The 19,676-nt window shown below is 66.8% G+C and carries 18 protein-coding genes; 7 read left to right on the plus strand and 11 right to left on the minus strand.

Annotated features, from left to right (window positions below):
• Positions 1-44: 44 nt before the first annotated feature.
• From AC5P6S_RS02045 to rluD, 4 genes are read right to left on the minus strand one after another with little or no spacing between them, the layout of a single operon-like run.
• Entirely contained in the window at positions 45-482 is a 438-nt protein-coding gene (locus tag AC5P6S_RS02045; RefSeq protein WP_005410786.1) for a thiol-disulfide oxidoreductase DCC family protein, read from the minus strand.
• Positions 457-981, minus strand: a complete 525-nt coding sequence (locus tag AC5P6S_RS02050; protein ID WP_181501397.1) for a DUF4166 domain-containing protein — start codon at positions 979-981, stop codon at positions 457-459. Before AC5P6S_RS02050 ends, AC5P6S_RS02045 begins: the two co-directional genes overlap by 26 nt.
• Positions 982-983: 2 nt before the next feature.
• On the minus strand, positions 984-1,754 hold the full coding sequence (gene pgeF / locus AC5P6S_RS02055) for a peptidoglycan editing factor PgeF (protein WP_235643453.1): 771 nt from the start codon (positions 1,752-1,754) through the stop codon (positions 984-986).
• Positions 1,754-2,743 carry a 23S rRNA pseudouridine(1911/1915/1917) synthase RluD gene (rluD, locus tag AC5P6S_RS02060; RefSeq protein ID WP_099473431.1) on the minus strand — a complete coding sequence of 330 codons (990 nt, stop codon included), beginning with the start codon at positions 2,741-2,743 and terminating at the stop codon, positions 1,754-1,756. Before rluD ends, pgeF begins: the two co-directional genes overlap by 1 nt.
• A gap of 113 nt (positions 2,744-2,856) precedes the next feature.
• On the opposite strand from rluD, the gene AC5P6S_RS02065 reads away from it, so the two are divergent.
• Both AC5P6S_RS02065 and AC5P6S_RS02070 read left to right on the plus strand, forming a co-directional pair.
• A complete protein-coding gene (locus AC5P6S_RS02065) occupies positions 2,857-3,744 on the plus strand; it encodes an outer membrane protein assembly factor BamD (protein ID WP_024956778.1) in 888 nt (295 codons plus the stop codon).
• Positions 3,745-3,934: 190 nt separating this feature from the next.
• Positions 3,935-5,137 (plus strand): lipase family protein, encoded by a 1,203-nt coding sequence (locus tag AC5P6S_RS02070; protein WP_235643454.1) that lies wholly within the window; start codon positions 3,935-3,937, stop codon positions 5,135-5,137.
• A 141-nt stretch (positions 5,138-5,278) separates the two neighbouring features.
• Here the strand turns inward: AC5P6S_RS02070 and AC5P6S_RS02075 are convergent, their stop codons facing one another.
• The 3 genes from AC5P6S_RS02075 to sucC form a co-directional block, all read right to left on the minus strand.
• A complete protein-coding gene (locus AC5P6S_RS02075; RefSeq protein ID WP_024956776.1) occupies positions 5,279-6,913 on the minus strand; it encodes an NAD+ synthase in 1,635 nt (544 codons plus the stop codon).
• Positions 6,914-7,154: 241 nt separating this feature from the next.
• On the minus strand, positions 7,155-8,030 hold the full coding sequence (gene sucD, locus AC5P6S_RS02080) for a succinate--CoA ligase subunit alpha (RefSeq protein ID WP_005410793.1): 876 nt from the start codon (positions 8,028-8,030) through the stop codon (positions 7,155-7,157).
• Between the two features lie 21 nt (positions 8,031-8,051).
• Positions 8,052-9,221, minus strand: coding sequence for an ADP-forming succinate--CoA ligase subunit beta (gene sucC, locus AC5P6S_RS02085; RefSeq protein ID WP_004154430.1), 1,170 nt, complete (start codon positions 9,219-9,221; stop codon positions 8,052-8,054).
• 357 nt (positions 9,222-9,578) lie between these two features.
• On the opposite strand from sucC, the gene AC5P6S_RS02090 reads away from it, so the two are divergent.
• Together AC5P6S_RS02090 and AC5P6S_RS02095 are read left to right on the plus strand one after the other, a co-directional pair.
• Entirely contained in the window at positions 9,579-11,192 is a 1,614-nt protein-coding gene (locus AC5P6S_RS02090; protein WP_065183900.1) for a sensor histidine kinase, read from the plus strand.
• A 60-nt stretch (positions 11,193-11,252) separates the two neighbouring features.
• Positions 11,253-12,626 carry a sigma-54-dependent transcriptional regulator gene (locus AC5P6S_RS02095; RefSeq protein WP_005410795.1) on the plus strand — a complete coding sequence of 458 codons (1,374 nt, stop codon included), beginning with the start codon at positions 11,253-11,255 and terminating at the stop codon, positions 12,624-12,626.
• 125 nt (positions 12,627-12,751) lie between these two features.
• On the opposite strand, the gene pilB is transcribed toward AC5P6S_RS02095, so the two are convergent.
• From pilB to AC5P6S_RS02110, 3 genes are all read right to left on the minus strand, one after another.
• A complete protein-coding gene (gene pilB, locus AC5P6S_RS02100; protein ID WP_005414305.1) occupies positions 12,752-14,485 on the minus strand; it encodes a type IV-A pilus assembly ATPase PilB in 1,734 nt (577 codons plus the stop codon).
• A gap of 222 nt (positions 14,486-14,707) precedes the next feature.
• The gene (locus AC5P6S_RS02105; protein ID WP_109337808.1) at positions 14,708-15,115 is read right to left on the minus strand and encodes a pilin; all 408 of its coding nucleotides are present in this window, start codon (positions 15,113-15,115) and stop codon (positions 14,708-14,710) included.
• Between the two features lie 152 nt (positions 15,116-15,267).
• Entirely contained in the window at positions 15,268-15,702 is a 435-nt protein-coding gene (locus AC5P6S_RS02110) for a pilin (protein ID WP_109337809.1), read from the minus strand.
• Positions 15,703-16,055: 353 nt separating this feature from the next.
• Between AC5P6S_RS02110 and AC5P6S_RS02115 the strand changes: the two genes are divergently transcribed.
• The 3 genes from AC5P6S_RS02115 to coaE are packed head-to-tail and all read left to right on the plus strand — an operon-like array spanning position 16,056 to position 18,809.
• Positions 16,056-17,315: a type II secretion system F family protein gene (locus AC5P6S_RS02115; protein WP_005410799.1), complete on the plus strand. Its 1,260-nt coding sequence runs from the start codon at positions 16,056-16,058 to the stop codon at positions 17,313-17,315.
• Positions 17,316-17,322: 7 nt separating this feature from the next.
• On the plus strand, positions 17,323-18,186 hold the full coding sequence (locus tag AC5P6S_RS02120; RefSeq protein ID WP_005410800.1) for a prepilin peptidase: 864 nt from the start codon (positions 17,323-17,325) through the stop codon (positions 18,184-18,186).
• 11 nt (positions 18,187-18,197) lie between these two features.
• A complete protein-coding gene (coaE, locus tag AC5P6S_RS02125) occupies positions 18,198-18,809 on the plus strand; it encodes a dephospho-CoA kinase (RefSeq protein ID WP_049452340.1) in 612 nt (203 codons plus the stop codon).
• Positions 18,810-19,001: 192 nt separating this feature from the next.
• Here coaE and AC5P6S_RS02130 read toward each other — a convergent pair whose 3' ends face one another.
• Positions 19,002-19,388 carry a hypothetical protein gene (locus tag AC5P6S_RS02130; protein WP_005410802.1) on the minus strand — a complete coding sequence of 129 codons (387 nt, stop codon included), beginning with the start codon at positions 19,386-19,388 and terminating at the stop codon, positions 19,002-19,004.
• Between the last annotated feature and the right edge of the window lie 288 nt (positions 19,389-19,676).

Below are 19,676 nucleotides of genomic sequence, written 5' to 3' on the forward strand. Positions count from 1 at the left end.
CAGTTGTGCACAGACGCCTTGATCCCCTCCGTCCCCTTTTTCCTTCAATCCAGGAATCGCGCTGCCTGCTCCGGTGCGGGCAGATGACAGGCGTCGTGCCGTCCGAACCAGCGGTAGCGGTTGCGCGCCAGCACGCGGTACGCGGCATCACGCCAGCCGCGCGGCACTGCCCGTAGTACGCCGGTCAGGCGCCAGGCGCCGCCCAGCCCCGCCAGCACGCGGAGGATCGCATCGGTATCGGTCCAGGCACCCTGCGCGTCCAGCAGCAGGAACGACATCGGGTCCTGCGGGTCCAGCCCGTGCGCGCGCAACATCGCGCTGCCCTGCTGCCCCTGCATCGCCGCAAAGCGGTAGCGCCCCGCGCGGTCGAAACGCAGCAGGAAGCGCACCCAGCGGTTGCACAGCGCGCATACGCCATCGAATACGATCACCGCGCTCCCCGCCTCGGCGGCGGCCTCACTGCGGTTCGAGCCAACCTTCATAGCGGATCAGGGCTCCCGCCCAGGGCAGCGTCACATCGACCAGGAAAGTGTACCGCTCACCCTGCCAGGCTTCGCGGCAACGCACGCCACCAAACCAGCGCCTCGGCAACGGCAGCAACCCGAACGCCCAGACCCGGCGCACCGACCAGTCGATGCCACCCTCGCGGGCCTGCAGATCAAACTCGAAGCGCACCGCGCCCAACTGCTCGCGCAGGCATCCCTCGTGCGCCCACAGCCGCGACACCATCGGCCAGCGGCCAAAACGCCGCGCCCACTGCTCGCCCTGCCCGTGTGCACTGAACGCCACTTCGGTCGGCAACGCTCCACCGTCCTTCGGCAGCCGCGCCAACGCGGCCAGCAGCGGCACCAGCCAGTGCCGCCCCCTCACGATATGCGCCTGCCCCACGTAGCGGCAGGGCAACGGCGCGGCATGCAACGCCTGCACCGGCGCGGCCAGGGTGACGAAGGCCGGCCCCAGCACGCGCGCGAACAGCGGCAAGGTCAGGGCGCGATCCAGGCCAGCGTCGCCATGCGCCCGGTGCGACGGTCGCGCCGGTGCGAATACAGGTCCGGATCGGCCATGGTCGACACCGTGCCGCCATGGACCTGCGCCGGGTCCATGCCCGCCGCCTGCAACCGCTGCCGCGCCAGCGCGAACAGGTCCACCTTCCAGTGGCCCGCGCGGGTGGCCACGAACGCCGCCTCGGCGGCCGGATCATGGCCGACGAAGGCGTGGTAGACCTCCTCGCCGATCTCGTAGTCGGCCGGTCCGGCGGCCGGGCCCAGCCAGGCCCGCAGCTGCGCCGGCGGCGTCTGCATGGCGGCCACGGTGGCCTCCAGCATGCCGTCGGCCAGGCCACGCCAGCCTGCGTGGGCCGCGCCCGCCTCACTGCCATCGGCGGCGGCAAACACCACCGGCAGGCAGTCGGCAGTCAGGATCGCCAGCACCACGCCCGGCACCGAAGTCACTGCGGCATCGGCCACCGGCTCGCTTGCGCCGGGCACCGGCGGCGCGGTGAAGCGCAGCACGGTGCTGCTGTGCACCTGGCGCAGCCAGTGCGGTGTCGAGGGCAGCCCCAGCCCCTGCTGCAGCAGCTGGCGGTTGTGCTCTACGTTGGCTGGGTTATCACCGTCGGCCGCGTGCCGGTTGCCCAGGTTGAACTGCGCGAACGGCACTGGAGAGATGCCCGCGCCGTGCCGACGCGTGGTCAGCGCATGGACGCCCGGAGGCGCCGGCCAGTCCGCCTGCAGCACCGGCAGCACGGCGGCCATCACCAGCGGTCCCGCTCGCGCGCGGCGAAGGCCTCGCTGTCTTCGCGCAGCACCTTCATCAGGTGCAGCATGTCCTCCGGCACCGGCGCGGTGTTGCGCACCGGCTCACCGGTGATCGGGTGCGTGAACTCCAGGGTTTCGGCGTGCAGGGCCTGGCGCCTGAAGCCACGCAGCGCGGCCACCAGCTCATCGCTGGCCCCCTTGGGCAGCTTCAGCGCACCGCCGTACAGCGGGTCACCGATGATCGGATGGCGCACATGCGCCATGTGCACGCGGATCTGGTGGGTACGGCCGGTTTCCAGGCGGCACTCCAGCGCGGTGTGCGCACGGAAGCGCTCGCGCAGGCGGTAGTGGGTGATCGCTTCCTTGCCGTCCTCGCGCACCGCCATCTTCAGGCGGTCGCGCGGGTGGCGGTCGATCGGGGCATCGGCGGTACCGCCGGCCACCAGCGCACCCATCACGATGGCCAGGTACTGGCGGTGCACGTCGCGTGCGGCCAGCTGCTCGACCAGCGCGGTCTGCGCTTCCAGGGTCTTGGCCACCACCATCACGCCACTGGTGTCCTTGTCCAGGCGGTGCACGATGCCCGCGCGCGGCAGCACCGCCACCGACGGGTCGCGGAACAGCAGGGCGTTGACCAGGGTGCCGCTGTGGTTGCCCGCGCCCGGGTGCACCACCAGGCCGACCGGCTTGTTGATCACCAGCAGGTGCTCGTCCTCGAACAGCACGTCCAGCGGGATGTCCTCCGGCTGGGCGTCGGTCTGGGTTTCCAGCACCACGTTGAGGGTCACCACCTCGCCACCGCGCAGCGGATCGCGCGGGCGCACCTGGGCGCCGTCCAGCAGGACCTCCCCGGCCTTGATCCACTCGGTCAGGCGCGAACGCGAGTATTCGGGGAACAGTTCGGCCACCACGGCGTCGAAACGGCGGCCGGCAGCGGTGTCGGGGACGATGGCCTGGCGGGCCGATTCAGAGGGTTGTTCAGACATGGCAGGGGGCATTCTTTGAAATTTTGGGGTCCCGGCGGCCGGTTTCAGTCGCTGGACAGGACACTAGGCTATCATCGACCCTTCGTATTCCAGCCGCGTCCCGCCTCGACCTCATGATCCGACGCTCCTCCATGCTCTCCGCGCCCGTCCGCCTCACCGCCCTGCTGCTGGTGCTGGTCATCGCCGCCACCGGCTGCCACCGTGGCGCCAAGAAGGGCGATCGCCCCGATGAAGGGACGCCGGTCGAACAGTTGTACGAGAAGAGCCACAAGCTGATGCAGGGTGGCAACTGGAGCGGGGCTGAAACCAGCTTCCGCCGCCTCGTGGCCCAGTATCCGTACGGCCCGTATACCGAACAGGCGATGATCGAAACCGCCTACGCGCAGTACAAGGCCGGCAAGCACGACGATGCAGTGTCCAGCATCGACCGCTTCATCCGTACCTACCCGACCCATCGCAACATCGCGTACCTGTACTACCTGCGCGGCCTGGCCAACTCCAACCGCAGTACGGTTTTCCTGCGTCGCGTATGGTCGCTGGATGCCAGCCGCCGCGATCTGTCCACGCCGCACCAGGCGTATTCGGACTTCAACATCGTGGTGGACCGTTACCCGAACAGCCGCTACGCCGCCGATGCGCGCCAGCGCATGCTGGAGCTGCGTGACGTGTTCGCCCAGCATGAGCTGGACAACGCCCTGTACTACATGCGCCGCGGCGCCTGGGTCTCGGCCGCCGGCCGCGCCAACTACCTGCTGGAAACCTATCCGCAGAGCGCGTTCCAGTACGATGCCGTCGCCGTCCTGGCCGATTCCTACACCCACCTGGGCAACAAGACCCTGGCCGACGACGCCCGCCGCGTCCTGCAGCTGAACCAGCCGGACCACCCGTGGCTGGAAGGCAAGTGGCCGAAGTACCCGTGGATGATCCGCAAGCTGAACCCGTTCGCTGGCGAAAAGTCCGCCAGCACCGGCCAGCGCAACGCGCGACTGGAAAAGAAGTAAAAGAAGGCCCCGAAAGGGGCCTTTTCTTTGTCGGCAGATCCACGCCATGCGTGGAGGGTTCGTGCGCCCATGGACCACGACACTAGGAATTCTACGAATCCCCGGCGGATGCGACGCCGGTCCCAATCGGCGTAGGCGAGGCCCTCCACACTGCGGCGCAACGGCCATCCCGGCCGTGAAGGAGCGCCCCATGACCCCACCACCCCGTCGTTTCCGCCCCCTCGCCTGCCTCCTCGCCACTGCCCTGCTGGCGCTGTCCTCGGGCCCCGTGGCGGCTGCCTCACCCGCACCGGGCGATCTGCTGTCTGCTGCCCCCTATCGCGCGTCATGGGTGCCGTCCAAGGCCGCGCAGGCCTACAAGCTGCACTACCGCACCCCGGATCATCGCGGCCAGCTGGCCGAAGGCACCGGCCTGCTGTACCTGCCCGCCGGCGCGGCGCCTGCAGGCGGCTGGCCGGTGGTGTCCTGGGCACATGGCACCCAGGGCATCGCGGATCGCTGTGCGCCCTCGGTGTCCGGCCCCTACCAACCCGAACGCGACGGCCGCTTCCTCGATCAGTTCCTGGCACAGGGCTATGCGGTGGTTGCTGCGGACTACCAGGGCCTCGGCGGTCCAGGTGACCATGCCTATCTGCATGTGCGCACTGCCGCGCGCAATGCCATCGACCTCGTCAAAGCCAGCCGCCAGTATCTGGGCACCGCAACGCTGTCGCCGCGCTGGGTCTCGGTCGGCCATTCGCAGGGTGGTGCCGCCGCGCTCACTGCCGGGCATCTGGCGCCCACCTATGCTGGCCCGTCGCTGCACTACCGCGGCAGCTTCACCACCGGCACGCCCACCGCCGTCGAGCTGACCGCACTGGTGATGAAGCCGGACAACCGCACCGCCAATCCTGGCGCGCTCAACGCGTATCACGCGTATCTGCTCGACGGTCTGCTGCAGGTTGCGCCGCAGATCGACCGCGTCCTCAGCGACACCGGCCGCACCCGCGTGGCAGTGGCACGCGAGCAGTGCCTGGGCGAACTGGCCACCACGCTGGACGGCGCGGATACCGGCAGCATGTTCACCGCACCGCTGACCAGCGTGCCGGGCATCTGGGCCGTGCTGTACGACTATCTCGGCGTACCGCGCCGCGGTTTCAGCCAACCGCTGATGCTGGGCCACGGCAGCGAGGACCGCGACGTCCCCTATCTGACCACCCTGCTGTATGCCGCAGGCCTGGCGCTGCGCGGCGAGCCGGTAGCGTTCCGGCGCTACCCGGTCGACCATCGCGGCACGCTGGACGCGGCGGCGGCGGATGGCCTGGCGTTTGTGCGTGCACGGCTTGAAGACGGCCACTTCAACGACGCTGCGGAAACCGCCGGCCTCGAACAGCTGCTCGACGACGCCCGGTAGATCCACGCCATGCGTGGATGCGCGGGATACGGGTTGCCGGCCAGCGGCCGGCACTACCAAAGGCAGTAGATCCGCGCCATGCGTGGATACGCGGGGTACGGGTTGCCGGCCAGCGGCCGGCACTACCTGCCAACGGCTACCTCAACCCTTGTAGCCGTTGCTGATCGGGTAGCGACGCTCGCGACCGAAAGCGCGGCGCGACACCTTCGGGCCTGGCGCGGCCTGGTGCCGCTTCCACTCGCTGATGCGCACCAGGCGCAGCACGCGGTCGACCACGGCCGCGTCATAACCGGCGGCAACGATCTCCGTGCGCGACTGCTCCTGGTCGATGTAGCGGTACAGGATGCCGTCCAGCACGTCATAGGCCGGCAGCGAGTCCTGGTCCAGCTGGTTCTCGCGCAGTTCGGCCGACGGCGGGCGGCTGATCACCGCCGGCGGGATCACCGGCGCACCGCCCACGGTATTGCGCCACTTGGACAGGCCGAACACCTCGGTCTTGTACAGGTCCTTCAACGGCGCGTAGCCACCGCACATGTCGCCATAGATGGTGGCATACCCGACGGCGTACTCGCTCTTGTTGCCGGTGGTCAGCAGCAGCCCTCCGAACTTGTTGGCCAGCGCCATCAGGATCACGCCACGGCTGCGCGACTGCAGGTTCTCTTCGGTCACGTCCGGCGCAGTGCCTTCGAACATCGGCGCCAGCGATTCCATCAGGCCCTTGAACGCCGGCTCGATCGAGACCGCTTCCAGCTTCACGCCCAGTGCCTGACACTGCTCGGCGGCCAGGTCGTTGGACATGCCGGCGGTGTAGCGCGACGGCAGGCGCACAGCGGTGACGTTCTCGGCGCCGAGCGCGTCGACCGCCAGCGCCAGTACCAGCGCCGAATCGATGCCACCGGACAGGCCCAGCCAGACCTTCTTGAAACCGTTCTTGCGGCAGTAGTCCTGGATGCCACGGGTCACCGCGCGCCAGGCCAGCGCGTCCATGCTCTCGTCGCCGTCGTCCATCCACACGTGCGGCATGAAGCGACGCGTTTGGCCGTCGTACTCCACCACCAGCCACTGGTCGACGAAGGCGGCGGCGGCGGGGTGCACCGTGCCATCACCATCGGCCACCACCGAGGCGCCATCAAACACCAGCGCATCCTGGCCACCAACCACATTGAGATAGGCAATCGCTGCCCCGCTCTCGCGGGTGCGTGCGGCCAGCACCGCATCGCGCTGGGCGTGCTTGCCGCGCTCGTACGGCGAGGCATTGGGTACCACCACCAGCTGCGCGCCGGCGCGCACGGTGTCGGCCAGCGGCTCGGCGAACCACAGGTCCTCGCAGATCAGCAAACCCACCGGAATGCCGTTGACCTCGAAGACGCAGCTGCCACCGTCCGGATCAACATCGAAGTAGCGGCGTTCGTCGAACACGGCGTAATTGGGCAGCTCACGCTTGCGGTAGGTCTGCTCGACCAGGCCATCGCGCAGCACGCTGGCGGCGTTGTAGACCACCGCGCCAGCCGCCTGCGGCCAGCCGACCACCGCCGTGATGCCGCGGCAGGCACCGGCGATGCGCATCATTGCCTGCTCGCACTCGTACAGGAAGCCCGGGCGCAGCAGCAGGTCTTCCGGCGGATAACCGCTCACCGCCAGCTCGGGGAACATCACCAGCTCGGCGCCGTACTCGTCGCGCGCCTGGCCGATCATCTCGATGATGCGCTCGGTGTTGCCGGCGACGTCGCCGACCGGGAAGTCGAACTGCGCCATCGCGATGCGGATCGAAGCCATGGGAATCCAGCCTGTGGTTGCAATGCCGCCATTGTAGCGCTGCGCCATGCGCGCGCCGGGCGCGCTCGCTGCGTGGACAGCCCCGGCTCAGTAGATCCACGCCATGCGTGGATGAGCTTGCCGGGATGGCCAGGGCGCCAGACGCAGAAAGGCCGCCCGGAGGCGGCCTTTCTGTTTTGCAGCAGCCGGTGGGAAGAGCAGTCGACTAACAGTCGACTCTACAATCCCCCGCCCAGCGGTCTTACTTGACCAGCTTGGCGATGGCAGCGCCCAGGTCGCCCGGCGAGCGGACGGTGACAACACCGGCCGCTTCCATGGCGGCGAACTTGCCTTCGGCAGTGCCCTTGCCGCCCGAGGCGATCGCACCGGCGTGGCCCATGCGCTTGCCGGCCGGAGCCGACGCACCGGCGATGAAACCGACGACCGGCTTCTTCACGTGGTTCTTGATGTACTCGGCGCCGGCTTCTTCGGCGTCGCCGCCGATTTCGCCAACCATGATGATGCCTTCGGTCTGCGGGTCTTCGTTGAACAGCTTCAGGCAGTCGACGAAGTTCAGGCCGTTGATCGGGTCACCGCCGATGCCGATGCAGGTGGACTGGCCCAGGCCGACTTCGGTGGTCTGCTTGACCGCTTCATAGGTCAGGGTGCCCGAACGCGACACGATGCCGATCTTGCCCGGCTGGTGGATGTGGCCCGGCATGATGCCGATCTTGCACTCACCCGGGGTGATGACGCCCGGGCAGTTCGGCCCGATCAGCACGGTGTCCGGATGCGAACGGGTCAGCACGTTCTTGACGCGCAGCATGTCCAGCACCGGGATGCCTTCGGTGATGCAGACGATGACCTTGATGCCGGCAGCAGCGGCTTCCAGGATCGCGTCAGCCGCGTACGGCGGCGGCACGTAGATGACCGAGGCGTTGGCGCCGGTGCTCTGCACGGCGTCGGCAACGGTGTTGAAGACCGGCAGGTCGATATGGGTGGTGCCACCCTTGCCCGGGGTCACGCCGCCGACAACCTGGGTGCCGTACTCGATCATCTGAGTGGCGTGGAAGGTGCCCTGCTGGCCGGTGAAGCCCTGCACGATCACCTTGGTGTTCTTGTTGATCAAAACAGACATTGGAATTCCTTGGTGTCGGTATCAGGCGGCGTTCTTGACAGCTTCAACGATCTTCTTGGCGCCATCGTTGATGTTGTCAGCCGGGATGATGGCCATGCCGCTGTCACGCAGCAGCTGCTTGCCTTCTTCCACGTTGGTGCCTTCCAGGCGCACCACGACCGGAACCTTGACGCCCACTTCCTTCACGGCGGCGATGATGCCTTCGGCAATCATGTCGCAGCGGACGATGCCGCCGAAGATGTTGACGAAAATGCCTTCGACCTTGTCCGAGGACAGGATCAGCTTGAAGGCTTCGATGACGCGCTGCTTGTTGGCACCGCCGCCCACGTCCAGGAAGTTCGCCGGCTCGCCGCCGTTGAGCTTGATGACGTCCATGGTGGCCATGGCCAGGCCGGCGCCGTTCACCATGCAGCCGATGTTGCCGTCCATGGTGACGTAGTTGATGTCCAGTTCCGAAGCGATCACTTCGGTCGGATCTTCCTGGGTCTTGTCGCGCATGGCGACCAGGGCCTTCTGGCGGAACGCGGCGTTGTCGTCGCTGTCGAACTTGCCGTCCAGCGCGTACAGGTTGCCGTCGTCCAGGATGGCCAGCGGGTTGATTTCAACCAGGGCCAGGTCCTTTTCGTTGAACAGGCGGTACAGGTTCACCATGATGCTGGCGAACTGGCCGGCCTGCTTGGCGGTCAGGCCCAGCTTGAAGCCGAAATCGCGGCCGTGGTAACCCTGCACGCCTTCGACGAAGTCGACGTTCAGCGAGTGGATCAGCTCCGGGGTTTCAGCAGCGACCTGCTCGATCTCCACGCCGCCTTCCGAAGAGGCGATGTAGGTGATGGTCTTGGTGCCACGGTCGACCAGCACCGACAGGTACAGTTCCTTGACGATCTCGCCGGCGGTGGTCACCAGCACCAGGTTGACCGGCAGTTCAACGCCAGCGGTCTGGTAGGTGGCCATCTTGGTGCCGAGCATCTTGGCCGCAGCGGCCTTCACGTCGTCGGTGGTCTTGCAGAACTTGACGCCGCCAGCCTTGCCGCGGCCGCCAGCGTGGATCTGCGCCTTGACCATCCAGGGGCCCTGGCCCAGGGAGTTGGCAGCGGCAACCGCTTCGTCCGGGGTCGCAGCGACCTTGCCGGCCGGGACCGGGATGCCGTACTCGGCAAGCAGTTGTTTTGACTGGTATTCGTGGAAATTCATGCGTCACCGTGGGAATAGGAACGACCGCACGCAATTCCTCAGGGCCCCGGCGGGGCGCCGGCATGGACCGCGGCGGGCCCACTATTGTGGCCGAGCCGGCGCCGGGGCGCAAAGAAGTCTGTACAAAACGCCAGACGCGGGCAGATTTCCACCGTCATTCAGGCAGTTGCACCCGGGCCGGGGCTGGCCACCGGTGTCCGCAACGGGCCAAATGCGCGATCCGGACCACTTCGGCGGCGCCCGGCCGGGGGCCCTATACTGCCCTTCGCAAACGCGACGTGCCGGCCCGGCTTCAGGGGACGCCGGACAGGCCCGCCGCAGAATCCAGACCCAGGCAGCCAGAAGGGGAGTTCCGGCGTGTCACCCAGTGCTTCATTGATTGACCGCATCGAATCGATTCCGCGGCGTGAACTGTATTTCTTCGCGCTGTACCGGGTGCTGATCGCTACGGTCATTGCCGCCCTGCTCTACAGCCCGTTGTCGGCCATGGTCGGCGAAGCCCACCACCCGCGGCTGGCCGATGTCGTTGCGGTCATCTACCTGGCCCTGGCGCTGCTGGCCCTGGTGGTCGGCCGCAACGAACGCTGGCTGCGCCCGATCGTGGTCAGTGGCGTGCTGGTGGATATCGTGGCTGCCACCCTGCTGTCGCACGCCCTGCCCGGCGCCAGCGCCGGTATCTCGATGTCGCTGCTGTTCAACATCGCCGCCGCCGCCACTCTGCTGCCGCTCAGCCTGGGGCTGGGCCTGGCGCTGGCCGCCAGCCTGGCCACCGGCGTCGAGTACACCTGGAAGCTGCTGGAAGGCGGCGACCCCACCCGCACCCTCGCCGAACTGGCGATGTTCGCTACCAGCTACCTGGCGCTGGCCTTCATCAGCTTCCAGGTGGGCAACCGCGCCCGCCGCAACCAGCAGCTGGCCAACCAGCGCGGCGATGAAGTCGCCAACCTGTTCCAGATCAACGAACTGATCATCCGCCGCATGCGCACCGGCGTGCTGGTGGTGGACGCCGACAACCGCATCACCCTGGCCAACGAAGCCGCCTCGATGCTGCTGGGCGACAACGACGGCAACGGCGAAAGCGGGCGCCTGGACCTGGCCAGTGCCGCACCGGAACTGGCGCGCCGGCTGCAGCGCTGGCGCAATGGCTGGGCACAGGACGAACTGCCGCTGCAGCTCAACCCCGACCAGCCGGAAGTGCAGCCGCGCTTTGCCCGCCTGCTGGCCGGCAGCGACCTTGCGCTGGTGTTCCTGGACGATTCCAGCGTGGTCTCGCGCCGCGCCGAATCGCTCACTCTGTCGGCCATGGGCCGCTTCTCGGCCAGCCTGGCCCACGAGATCCGCAATCCGCTGGCGGCGATCAACTATGCCGTGCAGCTGCTCGAGGAAGGCACCGGCTTCAACGAGAGCGACCGCCGCCTGCTGCAGATCATCCGCCAGCAGTGCCAGCGCACCAACGGCATCGTCGAGAGCGTGCTGGGGTTGGCTCGGCGCGAACGCGCCACGCCGGAGAACGTGGACCTGGTCGCCTTCGTGCGCCGCTTCGTGCTGGAGTACAAGCAGGGCCAGACCCTGGAGACCGACAGCATCGAACCGATCATCAGCGACACATCGGTGATGGCCCAGGTCGACGCCAAGCATCTCTACCAGGTGCTGACCGTGCTGGTGCACAACGCACTGAAGTACGGCCGCATCGGCCAGCAGCCTGCACGGGTGCGGCTGCGCGTGGCCCAGCACGAACGCAGCGCGGTGATCGACGTGATGGACCGTGGCCCGGGTATCCCGGAGAGCGTGGCCGCGCAGCTGTTCCGGCCCTTCTTCACCACGTCCGAGCATGGCACGGGACTGGGCCTGTACATCGCGCGCGAGCTGTGCAGGGCCAACCAGGCCCGCCTGGACTACATCGCGGTGCCGGCCGGTGGCTCCTGCTTCCGCCTGGTGCTGCCCGGTCCACATACCCTGCTGCCGAGCTGATCCCCATTCTGTGCGTCAAACATTTGTCGCTTCCAGCCCCCTCGTTTATCTTTCACGCCCATGAATGAAACCCGCAGCGCCCTCGTCGTCGACGACGAACGCGACATCCGCGAACTGCTGGTGCTGACCCTCGGCCGCATGGGGCTGCGCATCAGTACCGCCGCCAACCTGGCCGAGGCACGTGAGCTGCTGGCCAGCAATCCGTACGACCTGTGCATCACCGACATGCGCCTGCCCGATGGCAACGGCATCGAACTGGTCAGCGAGATCGCCCAGCACTACCCGCGCACGCCGGTGGCGATGATCACCGCATTCGGCAGCATGGATCTCGCCGTGGAGGCACTGAAGGCCGGTGCGTTCGATTTCGTCAGCAAGCCGGTGGACATCTCGGTGCTGCGCGGACTGGTCAAGCACGCGCTGGAACTCAACAACGCCGAGCGCCCCGCACCGGGCCCCAACGCCGAACAGGGCGGGCGCCTGCTGGGCCACTCGCAGGCCATGGATGTGCTGCGCACCACCATCGGCAAGGTCGCGCGCAGCCAGGCGCCGGTCTACATCCTCGGCGAGTCGGGCGTCGGCAAGGAGCTGGTTGCACGCACCATCCATGCCCAGGGCGCGCGCGCGGCCGGCCCGTTCGTGCCGGTCAACTGCGGTGCCATTCCCGGCGAGCTGATGGAGAGCGAATTCTTCGGCCACCGCAAGGGCAGTTTCAGCGGCGCACACGCTGACAAGCCTGGCCTGTTCCAGGCTGCGCACGGCGGCACCCTGTTCCTGGACGAAGTGGCTGAACTGCCGCTGCAGATGCAGGTGAAGCTGCTGCGCGCGATCCAGGAAAAGTCGGTGCGCGCGGTGGGCGCGGCCAACGAGGAGCCGGTGGATGTCCGCATCCTCTCGGCCACCCACAAGGACCTGGCCGAGCTGGTCGAGGACGGGCGCTTCCGCCACGACCTGTACTACCGCATCAACGTGATCGAACTGAAGGTGCCGCCACTGCGCGAACGCCGCCAGGACCTGCCCGAACTGGCCGCGGCCGTGCTGGCCCGCCTGGCCCGCAGCCACGGCCGCGCCACCCCGCTGCTGGCGCCCTCGGCGCTGGAAGCACTGGCGCAGTACGCGTTCCCGGGCAATGTGCGCGAGCTGGAAAACATCCTGGAGCGTGCGCTGGCCCTGGCCGAAGAAGACTGCATCGGCGCCGATGACCTGCGCCTGCCGCAGCACGCGCCGCGTGCTCCCGGCAGTGCGGCGCCCGCCGAAGCCGTGGCCGACCTGCAGCCGGGCAGTGCCGCCCTGCCCTCCTACATCGAGCAGCTCGAGCGCAGCGCCATCCAGCGTGCGCTGGAAGAGAACCGCTGGAACAAGACCCGTACCGCCGCGCAGCTGGGCATCACCTTCCGTGCGCTGCGCTACAAGCTGAAGAAGCTGGGGATGGAGTAAACCCGGGGTCGGATCCCTTTCCAAAGGAAAGGGCTCTGACCCGGCGCGTACCACCAACCTGGTAGTGCCGGCCGCTGGCCGGCAACCTCCTGCATCGCGTCATCCACGCATGGCGTGGATCTACCTCAATCCTTGGTGACGCGGTTGATCTCGGCCAGGCTGGTGATGCCCGCCGCCGCCTTCTTCAATGCCGACTGGCGCAGGTCATTCACCCCGATCTGCTGCGCCGCCTCGGCAATCTGCAGCGCGTTGCCACCGGCCAGCACGATGGTGGCGATCTCATCGGTCATCGGCATGACCTGGTAGACGCCGGTCCGGCCCTTGTAGCCCTCGGTGCATTCGTCGCAGCCCACGGCCTCGTACAGCTCGATGCCCGCATCCAGCTGCGCCTGGGTGAAGCCTTCGGCCAGCAGCGCATGTTCGGGCAGGCTGGACGGACGCTTGCAGTTGCCGCACAGGCGGCGCGCCAGGCGCTGGGCGATCACCAGCGTCACCGAGCTGGTGATGTTGTAGGGCGCGATACCCATGTTCATCAGGCGCGCGATGGTCTGCGGCGCATCGTTGGTATGCAGCGTGGACAGCACCATGTGGCCGGTCTGCGCGGCCTTGATCGCGATCTCCGCCGTTTCCAGGTCGCGGATTTCGCCGACCATGATGATGTCCGGGTCCTGTCGCAGGAACGAGCGCAGCGCCGCGGCGAAGGTCATGCCGCGCTTGTTGTTCTGTTGTACCTGGTTGACGCCGGGCAGGCGGATTTCCACCGGGTCTTCGGCAGTGGAGATGTTGCGCGTCTCGTCGTTGAGGATGCCCAGCGCGGTATACAGCGACACGGTCTTGCCCGAACCGGTCGGGCCGGTCACCAGCACCATGCCGTACGGCTTGTGGATGGCATCCAGGAACAGCTTCTGCTGGTCCGGCTCGTAACCCAGCTTGTCGATGCCCAGCTTGGCCGCGCTGCCATCGAGGATACGCAGCACCACCTTCTCGCCGAACAGGGTCGGCAGCGTGCTGACGCGGAAGTCGATCTGCTTGGTCTTGGACAGGTTGAGCTTGATGCGGCCGTCCTGCGGGACGCGCTTCTCGGCGATGTCCAGCTGTGCCATCACCTTCAGGCGCGCGGCGATGCGCTGGTTCAGCTTCACCGGTGCGCGCGCCACCATCTTCAGCAGGCCGTCGATGCGCAGGCGCACGCGGTAATCGTCTTCGTAGGGCTCGAAGTGGATGTCCGAGGCGCCCTTGCGGATCGCATCGACCAGCACCTTGTTGACGAACTTCACCACCGGGGTGTCGTCACCCTTGGCGTCGATGCCGGAATCGCCGCCGGTGGCGCCGAGATCCTCGTCGCCGGCCGCCACGTCCAGGTTGCCCATGCCATCGTCATCGCCACCCAGGGCATCGCCGAGGGTGTCATGGCTGGCGTGCCACTGTTCCAGCGTGCGCCGGATCTGGTCCTCGTCGACCAGGATCGGCTCGACCACCAGGTTGGTATGGAACTTGATCTCGTCCAGCGAGTGGGTCGGGTTGCTGGTGCCGACGAACAGCTTGCCACCGCGCTTGAACAGCGGCAGCACGTTGTGCTTGCGCAGCAGCTCCTCGCTGACCAGGCTCATCGCGTTCTGGCTGGCGTCGAAAGTGGACACGTCGAACAGCGGCATGCCGAACTCGACCGCGTTGGCGGCGGCCAGCTGCGAGGCATTGACCAGCTTGTTCTGCGCGAACCACGTCGGCAGCGGCTGGCGCGCGGCGGCGGCCTTGGCCATGGCGTCGCGGGCGGTGGCCTCGTCCAGGGCCCCGTCCTGCACCAGGCGACGGGCCAGGCCGGTGATGCCGACAAGATTGGCGGTGGTGACAGCGTTCATATGAATCCTTGGCTCATGGGGTCATGCCATGCCGTGCTTCTTGCACGGACACCGCACGGGGCAGCAGAACCCGCCGCGACCCAATGGCCACCGGCATCGCCAATCCATGAGCAACACTGCCTTGCCCGGCACTCCCGGCCCGGCAGGCACGATCCTGACTCCCCCGGGGATGATAGCCCCGTCAAGGGGCAGCCAGCATCCCACCGGAGCGCTGAAGTGTGATCAGCAGCCGGTCGGGCGATAGCGCGCTTCGAACGCGCTGCCATCGCAGCTCCAGATGCCCTCGGCCGAGCGGCGCAGGATCAGGTCCTTGCCTTCCAGCACGCTGTGACCCTTCAGGGTGCAGCTGATGTGGCCGACACCGGAGTCGCTGAGTTCGGCTTCGACGTTGGAGCAGTGGGCGTTCTGGGCGACACCGATGTAGTTCGGTGTGACCAGGCTGGCCGAACGGCCCTCATTGACGAGGATTTCCACCTTGGTCTTGCCCGGCGTGATGTCGGCCAGTGCGGCGGTCAGCTGCGTGCGTACGACGTAGGGCTGGAACGCCACCGTCGCGATCGCCGCCAGGATGGCGATGATAGCCACCACGATCATCAGTTCGATGAGCGCGAAGCCCTTCTGCGTGTTCATGACTCCCCCTGATTGATCCAGCAATCCCCATTGCTGCATACCGACCGTGTTTCGCAGCCCGGTCAGCACAAGGCCCGCCGAAGCGGGCCTTGTGTTTTCTCTGTTGAGAGCGGTGGAAGCAACAGCGCCACCACGCGACTCAGCTGAGCATATTACTTGGTGCAACCCTTCGGAATGAACTTGGCGTCCATCACGGTTACGACGCAGGAGAAGCCACCCGGAGTGGTGATCGCACCGGAGGCATCCGTCACGGTATTGGTGTACTTCAGCGCCAAAGTGGAACCGGCACCGATGCGGCTACCCGGCTCACGGATGGTGCAGGTCATGCCATCCTTGTCCACAGCGATGGTTTCGCAGCTACCGGTTTCTTCAGCCTGGAAGCCAGCAGTAACCGGCGTCGGATCGCGGCCCGCGCTCTTTTCCATCTCGAACTGGGTCTTGTGCGAAGCCAGGTCGGCCAGCGCAGCGGTGACCTTCGACTTGGCGGTGTAGTCCTGGTATGCCGGCAGCGCGATGGCGGCCAGGATGGCGATGATCGCGACGACGATCATCAGTTCGATAAGGGTGAAGCCCTTCTGGTTCTTCATTTGGTACATCCCCAAGATAGTGGTGGTTGAGTTCAGTGCACGGGATCGGACCGGACAGCGCCGGTTGAGCGGGCCCCATGCCCTGCGGGTGGATCAACGCAGGTTGCGTGCCAACCCCGGCACGCCTCCCCCTGGATTTCCCCGCGCCCATGATGGCAGCAATTTCGCGGATGGGAACCCCCCGCTTCCGAATCTGCGATGGACGCGGCAATGTGACGCAGTACGTCACCTTTGGTCGGCACCCGGCACGAAATCGCACGCTGGGCCCCCTGCCAACTGCCCATCCGGCCTTGAACCCGCTACCATCGATGGCTAGTTACCCGCCTGGGGATGGCGGGTCTTGGGGAGCCAACATGTCTGTCAGTCGCAGTGCGATCAAGAAAGAGCCGGTGGCGCGCGCCACCATGGAACTGCAGCCGTTTGTCTGGGTGGGGACCGACAAGCGGGGCGTGAAGATGAAGGGCGAGCAGCTGGCCAAGAACGCCAACCTGCTGCGCGCCGAGCTGCGCCGCCAGGGCATCAACCCGGGCCAGGTCAAGCCCAAGCCGAAGCCGCTGTTCGGCGCCTCCGGCAGCCCGGTCAAGCCCAAGGACATCGCCTTCTTCAGCCGGCAGATGGCCACGATGATGAAATCCGGCGTGCCGATCGTGTCGGCGCTGGACATCATCGCCAGCGGGCACAAGAACCCACGGATGAAGAAACTGGTTGACACCATCCGCACCGACATCGAGGGCGGTTCCTCGATGTACGAAGCAGTCAGCAAGCACCCGGTGCAGTTCGACGAGCTGTACCGCAACCTGGTGCGGGCCGGCGAAGGCGCCGGCGTGCTGGAAACCGTGCTGGACACGGTGGCCACCTACAAGGAGAACATCGAAGCGCTGAAGGGCAAGATCAAGAAAGCGCTGTTCTACCCGATCATGGTGGTCGTGGTGGCCATGCTGGTCAGCGGCATCATGCTGGTGTTCGTGGTCCCGCAGTTCGAGGACGTGTTCAAGAGCTTTGGTGCCGAGCTGCCCGCCTTCACCCAGATGGTGGTGAACCTCTCGCGGTTCATGGTGTCGTGGTGGTGGCTGATATTCCTGATCGTGGTGGGCTCCGCTGTCGGTGCGATCATGGCCTACAAGCGCTCGCCGAAGATGCAGCATGCGATGGACCGGTTCGTGCTGAAGGTGCCGGTGATCGGGCAGATCATGCACAACAGCGCCATCGCCCGCTTCTCGCGCACCACCGCGGTGACCTTCAAGGCCGGCGTGCCGCTGGTGGAGGCGCTGGGCATCGTGGCCGGTGCTACCGGCAACACCGTGTACGAAGAGGCGGTGCTGCGCATGCGCGACGACGTCTCGGTGGGTTACCCGGTGAACATGTCGATGAAGCAGACCAACCTGTTCCCGCACATGGTCATCCAGATGACCGGCATCGGCGAAGAGGCTGGTGCGCTGGACGCCATGCTGTTCAAGGTGGCCGAGTACTATGAGCAGGAGGTCAACAATTCGGTGGATGCCCTGAGCAGCCTGCTGGAACCGATGATCATGGTGTTCATTGGTACCATTGTGGGCGGCATGGTGATTGCCATGTACCTTCCCATCTTCAAACTCGGCGCCGTCGTCGGATAACACATACATGGCTTTTCTCGACCAGCATCCTGGCCTCGGCTACCCCGCCGCGGCCGCCTTCGGACTGCTGCTGGGCAGTTTCCTGAACGTCGTCATCCTGCGCCTGCCCAAGCGGCTGGAATGGCAGTGGAAGCGCGATGCGCGCGAAGTCCTGGAGGAACCGGACTTCTATGAGCCGCCCCCACCGGGGATCGTGGTCGAGCCGTCGCACTGCCCGCACTGCAAGCACAAGCTGAGCTGGTACGAGAACATCCCGCTGTTCAGCTGGATCATCCAGGGCGGCAAGTGCCGCCACTGCAAGGCACCGATCTCGCTGCAGTACCCGCTGGTGGAGGCGCTGACCTCACTGCTGGTGGTGGCCTGCGTCTGGCAGTTCGGCTTCGGCTGGCAGGGTTTCGGCGCCATCGTGCTGACCTGCTTCCTGATCGCGCTGTCCGGCATCGATCTGCGCACCCAGCTGCTGCCCGACCAGCTCACCCTGCCGCTGATGTGGCTGGGGCTGATAGGCAGCATCGACAACCTGTACATGCCGGCCAAGCCCGCCCTGGTGGGCGCGGCGGTGGGCTATCTGTCGCTGTGGACGGTCTGGTGGCTGTTCAAGCAGCTGACCGGCAAGGAGGGCATGGGCCACGGCGACTTCAAACTGCTGGCAGCGCTGGGCGCCTGGTGTGGCCTGAAGGGCATCCTGCCGATCATCCTGCTGTCGTCGGTGCTGGGCGCCATCATCGGCTCGATCTGGCTGTACAGCCGGGGCCGTGACCGCGCCACGCCAATTCCGTTCGGCCCTTACCTGGCCATTGCCGGCTGGTTGTACTTCATGTGGGGTGCGCCGCTGGTGGAGCAGTACATGGTGATGAGCGGGCTGCGCTGAGGGGAGGCCCCATGAGCCGCTATGTGGTTGGCCTGACCGGTGGCATCGCCTCGGGCAAGAGTGAAGTGACCCGGCGCTTCGAAGCGCTGGGCATCGTGGTGGCCGACGCCGACCTGGCCGCCCGGGCCGTGGTGGCTGCCGACAGCCCGGCGCTGGCCCGCATTGCCGAGCGTTTCGGCGCCGACATGCTGCTGGCCGACGGCAACCTGGACCGGGCCCGCCTGCGCGCCCACGTCTTTGCCGATCCGGCCGAGCGGACGGCGCTGGAAGCCATCACCCACCCGGCCATCCGCCTGCTGATGCAACAGCAGTGCGAGCAGGCTGAGAGCCCCTATGCGATTGCCGCCATTCCGCTGCTGACCGAGGTGGGCGGGCGGAAGGCTTACCCTTGGTTGGACCGGGTATTGCTGGTGGATGCACCGGAAGCCGTGCAGCATGCCCGGCTGATGCAGCGCGATGGCATTGATGCTGCGCTGGCCGACCGGATGATTGCTGCGCAGGCCAGCCGTGCGCAGCGCTTGGCACTGGCCGATGACGTAGTGGTCAATGATGGGCAGCCGGAGGACCTGCAGGTGCAGGTGGAACAGCTGCATGCGCGGTATCTGGGCTTGGCCGGGGCTTGAGGCCTGGTTGCCGGCCAGCGGCCGGCACTACCAAAGCGCATCCACGCGTGGCGTGGATCTACTGGCCGATTCGATTGCCGGCCAGCGGCCGGCACTACCGAAGCGCATCCATGCGTGACGTGGATCTACTGGCCGATTCGATTGCCGGCCAGCGGCCGGCACTACCAAAGCGCATCCATGCGTGACGTGGATCTACTCCAGCTGCTGGCGGGCGTAGCGGGCCAGTTCGCGGGCGCCCAACAGCAGGCCGTCGACCACATCGGGATTGAGCTGCTGGCGGGCGCCACCCTGCTCCCGCGCGATTTCGGCAGCGTGCAGCAGCTGGATCAGGGTATTCAGGCCGGCAAGCGTGCGGCTGAGACCAGCCATCGTGGCGGCCTGCGCCGGGCTGGCCCCCTGCACATCCAGCCGCTGGCCGTCGGCGGCGTCGCGGCCATCCATGCGCGCCAGCAGGGCGGGCAGCAGGTCCCTGGGGTCATCCAGCAGAACTTCGACCCGCTCGGCGACGTCGGCAGGCAGCAGATGGGCGGCATCGCCGATCAGGGCGTGCAACTGGGGGAACAGCGGGCGGGTGGACATGATGAAGCTCCTCGCAGACGGCAGGCCACCTGCAGATGCAAGGTGGCGGACGGTGCGGGTTGGCGTACCGGACAACTCCCAGATGGATGGAAACTCCGGCGGATTCCTGGGAATCCCCACGCACCGCCCGCCATGAAGCGAGCACAGTGCATTGTCCGCGATGCCGCGCGAGGCATCGGAAGTTTTCCATCTGACAGTTGATTTCAGGACGCCAATCCCGGCCAAGGCACCTACCCCGGCCAGGTCATCAGGCCATCACCGCGCACGGCGATCTGTAAGGAAATTCCC

The organism is Stenotrophomonas sp. YJH_SMC_119, from assembly GCF_059368315.1.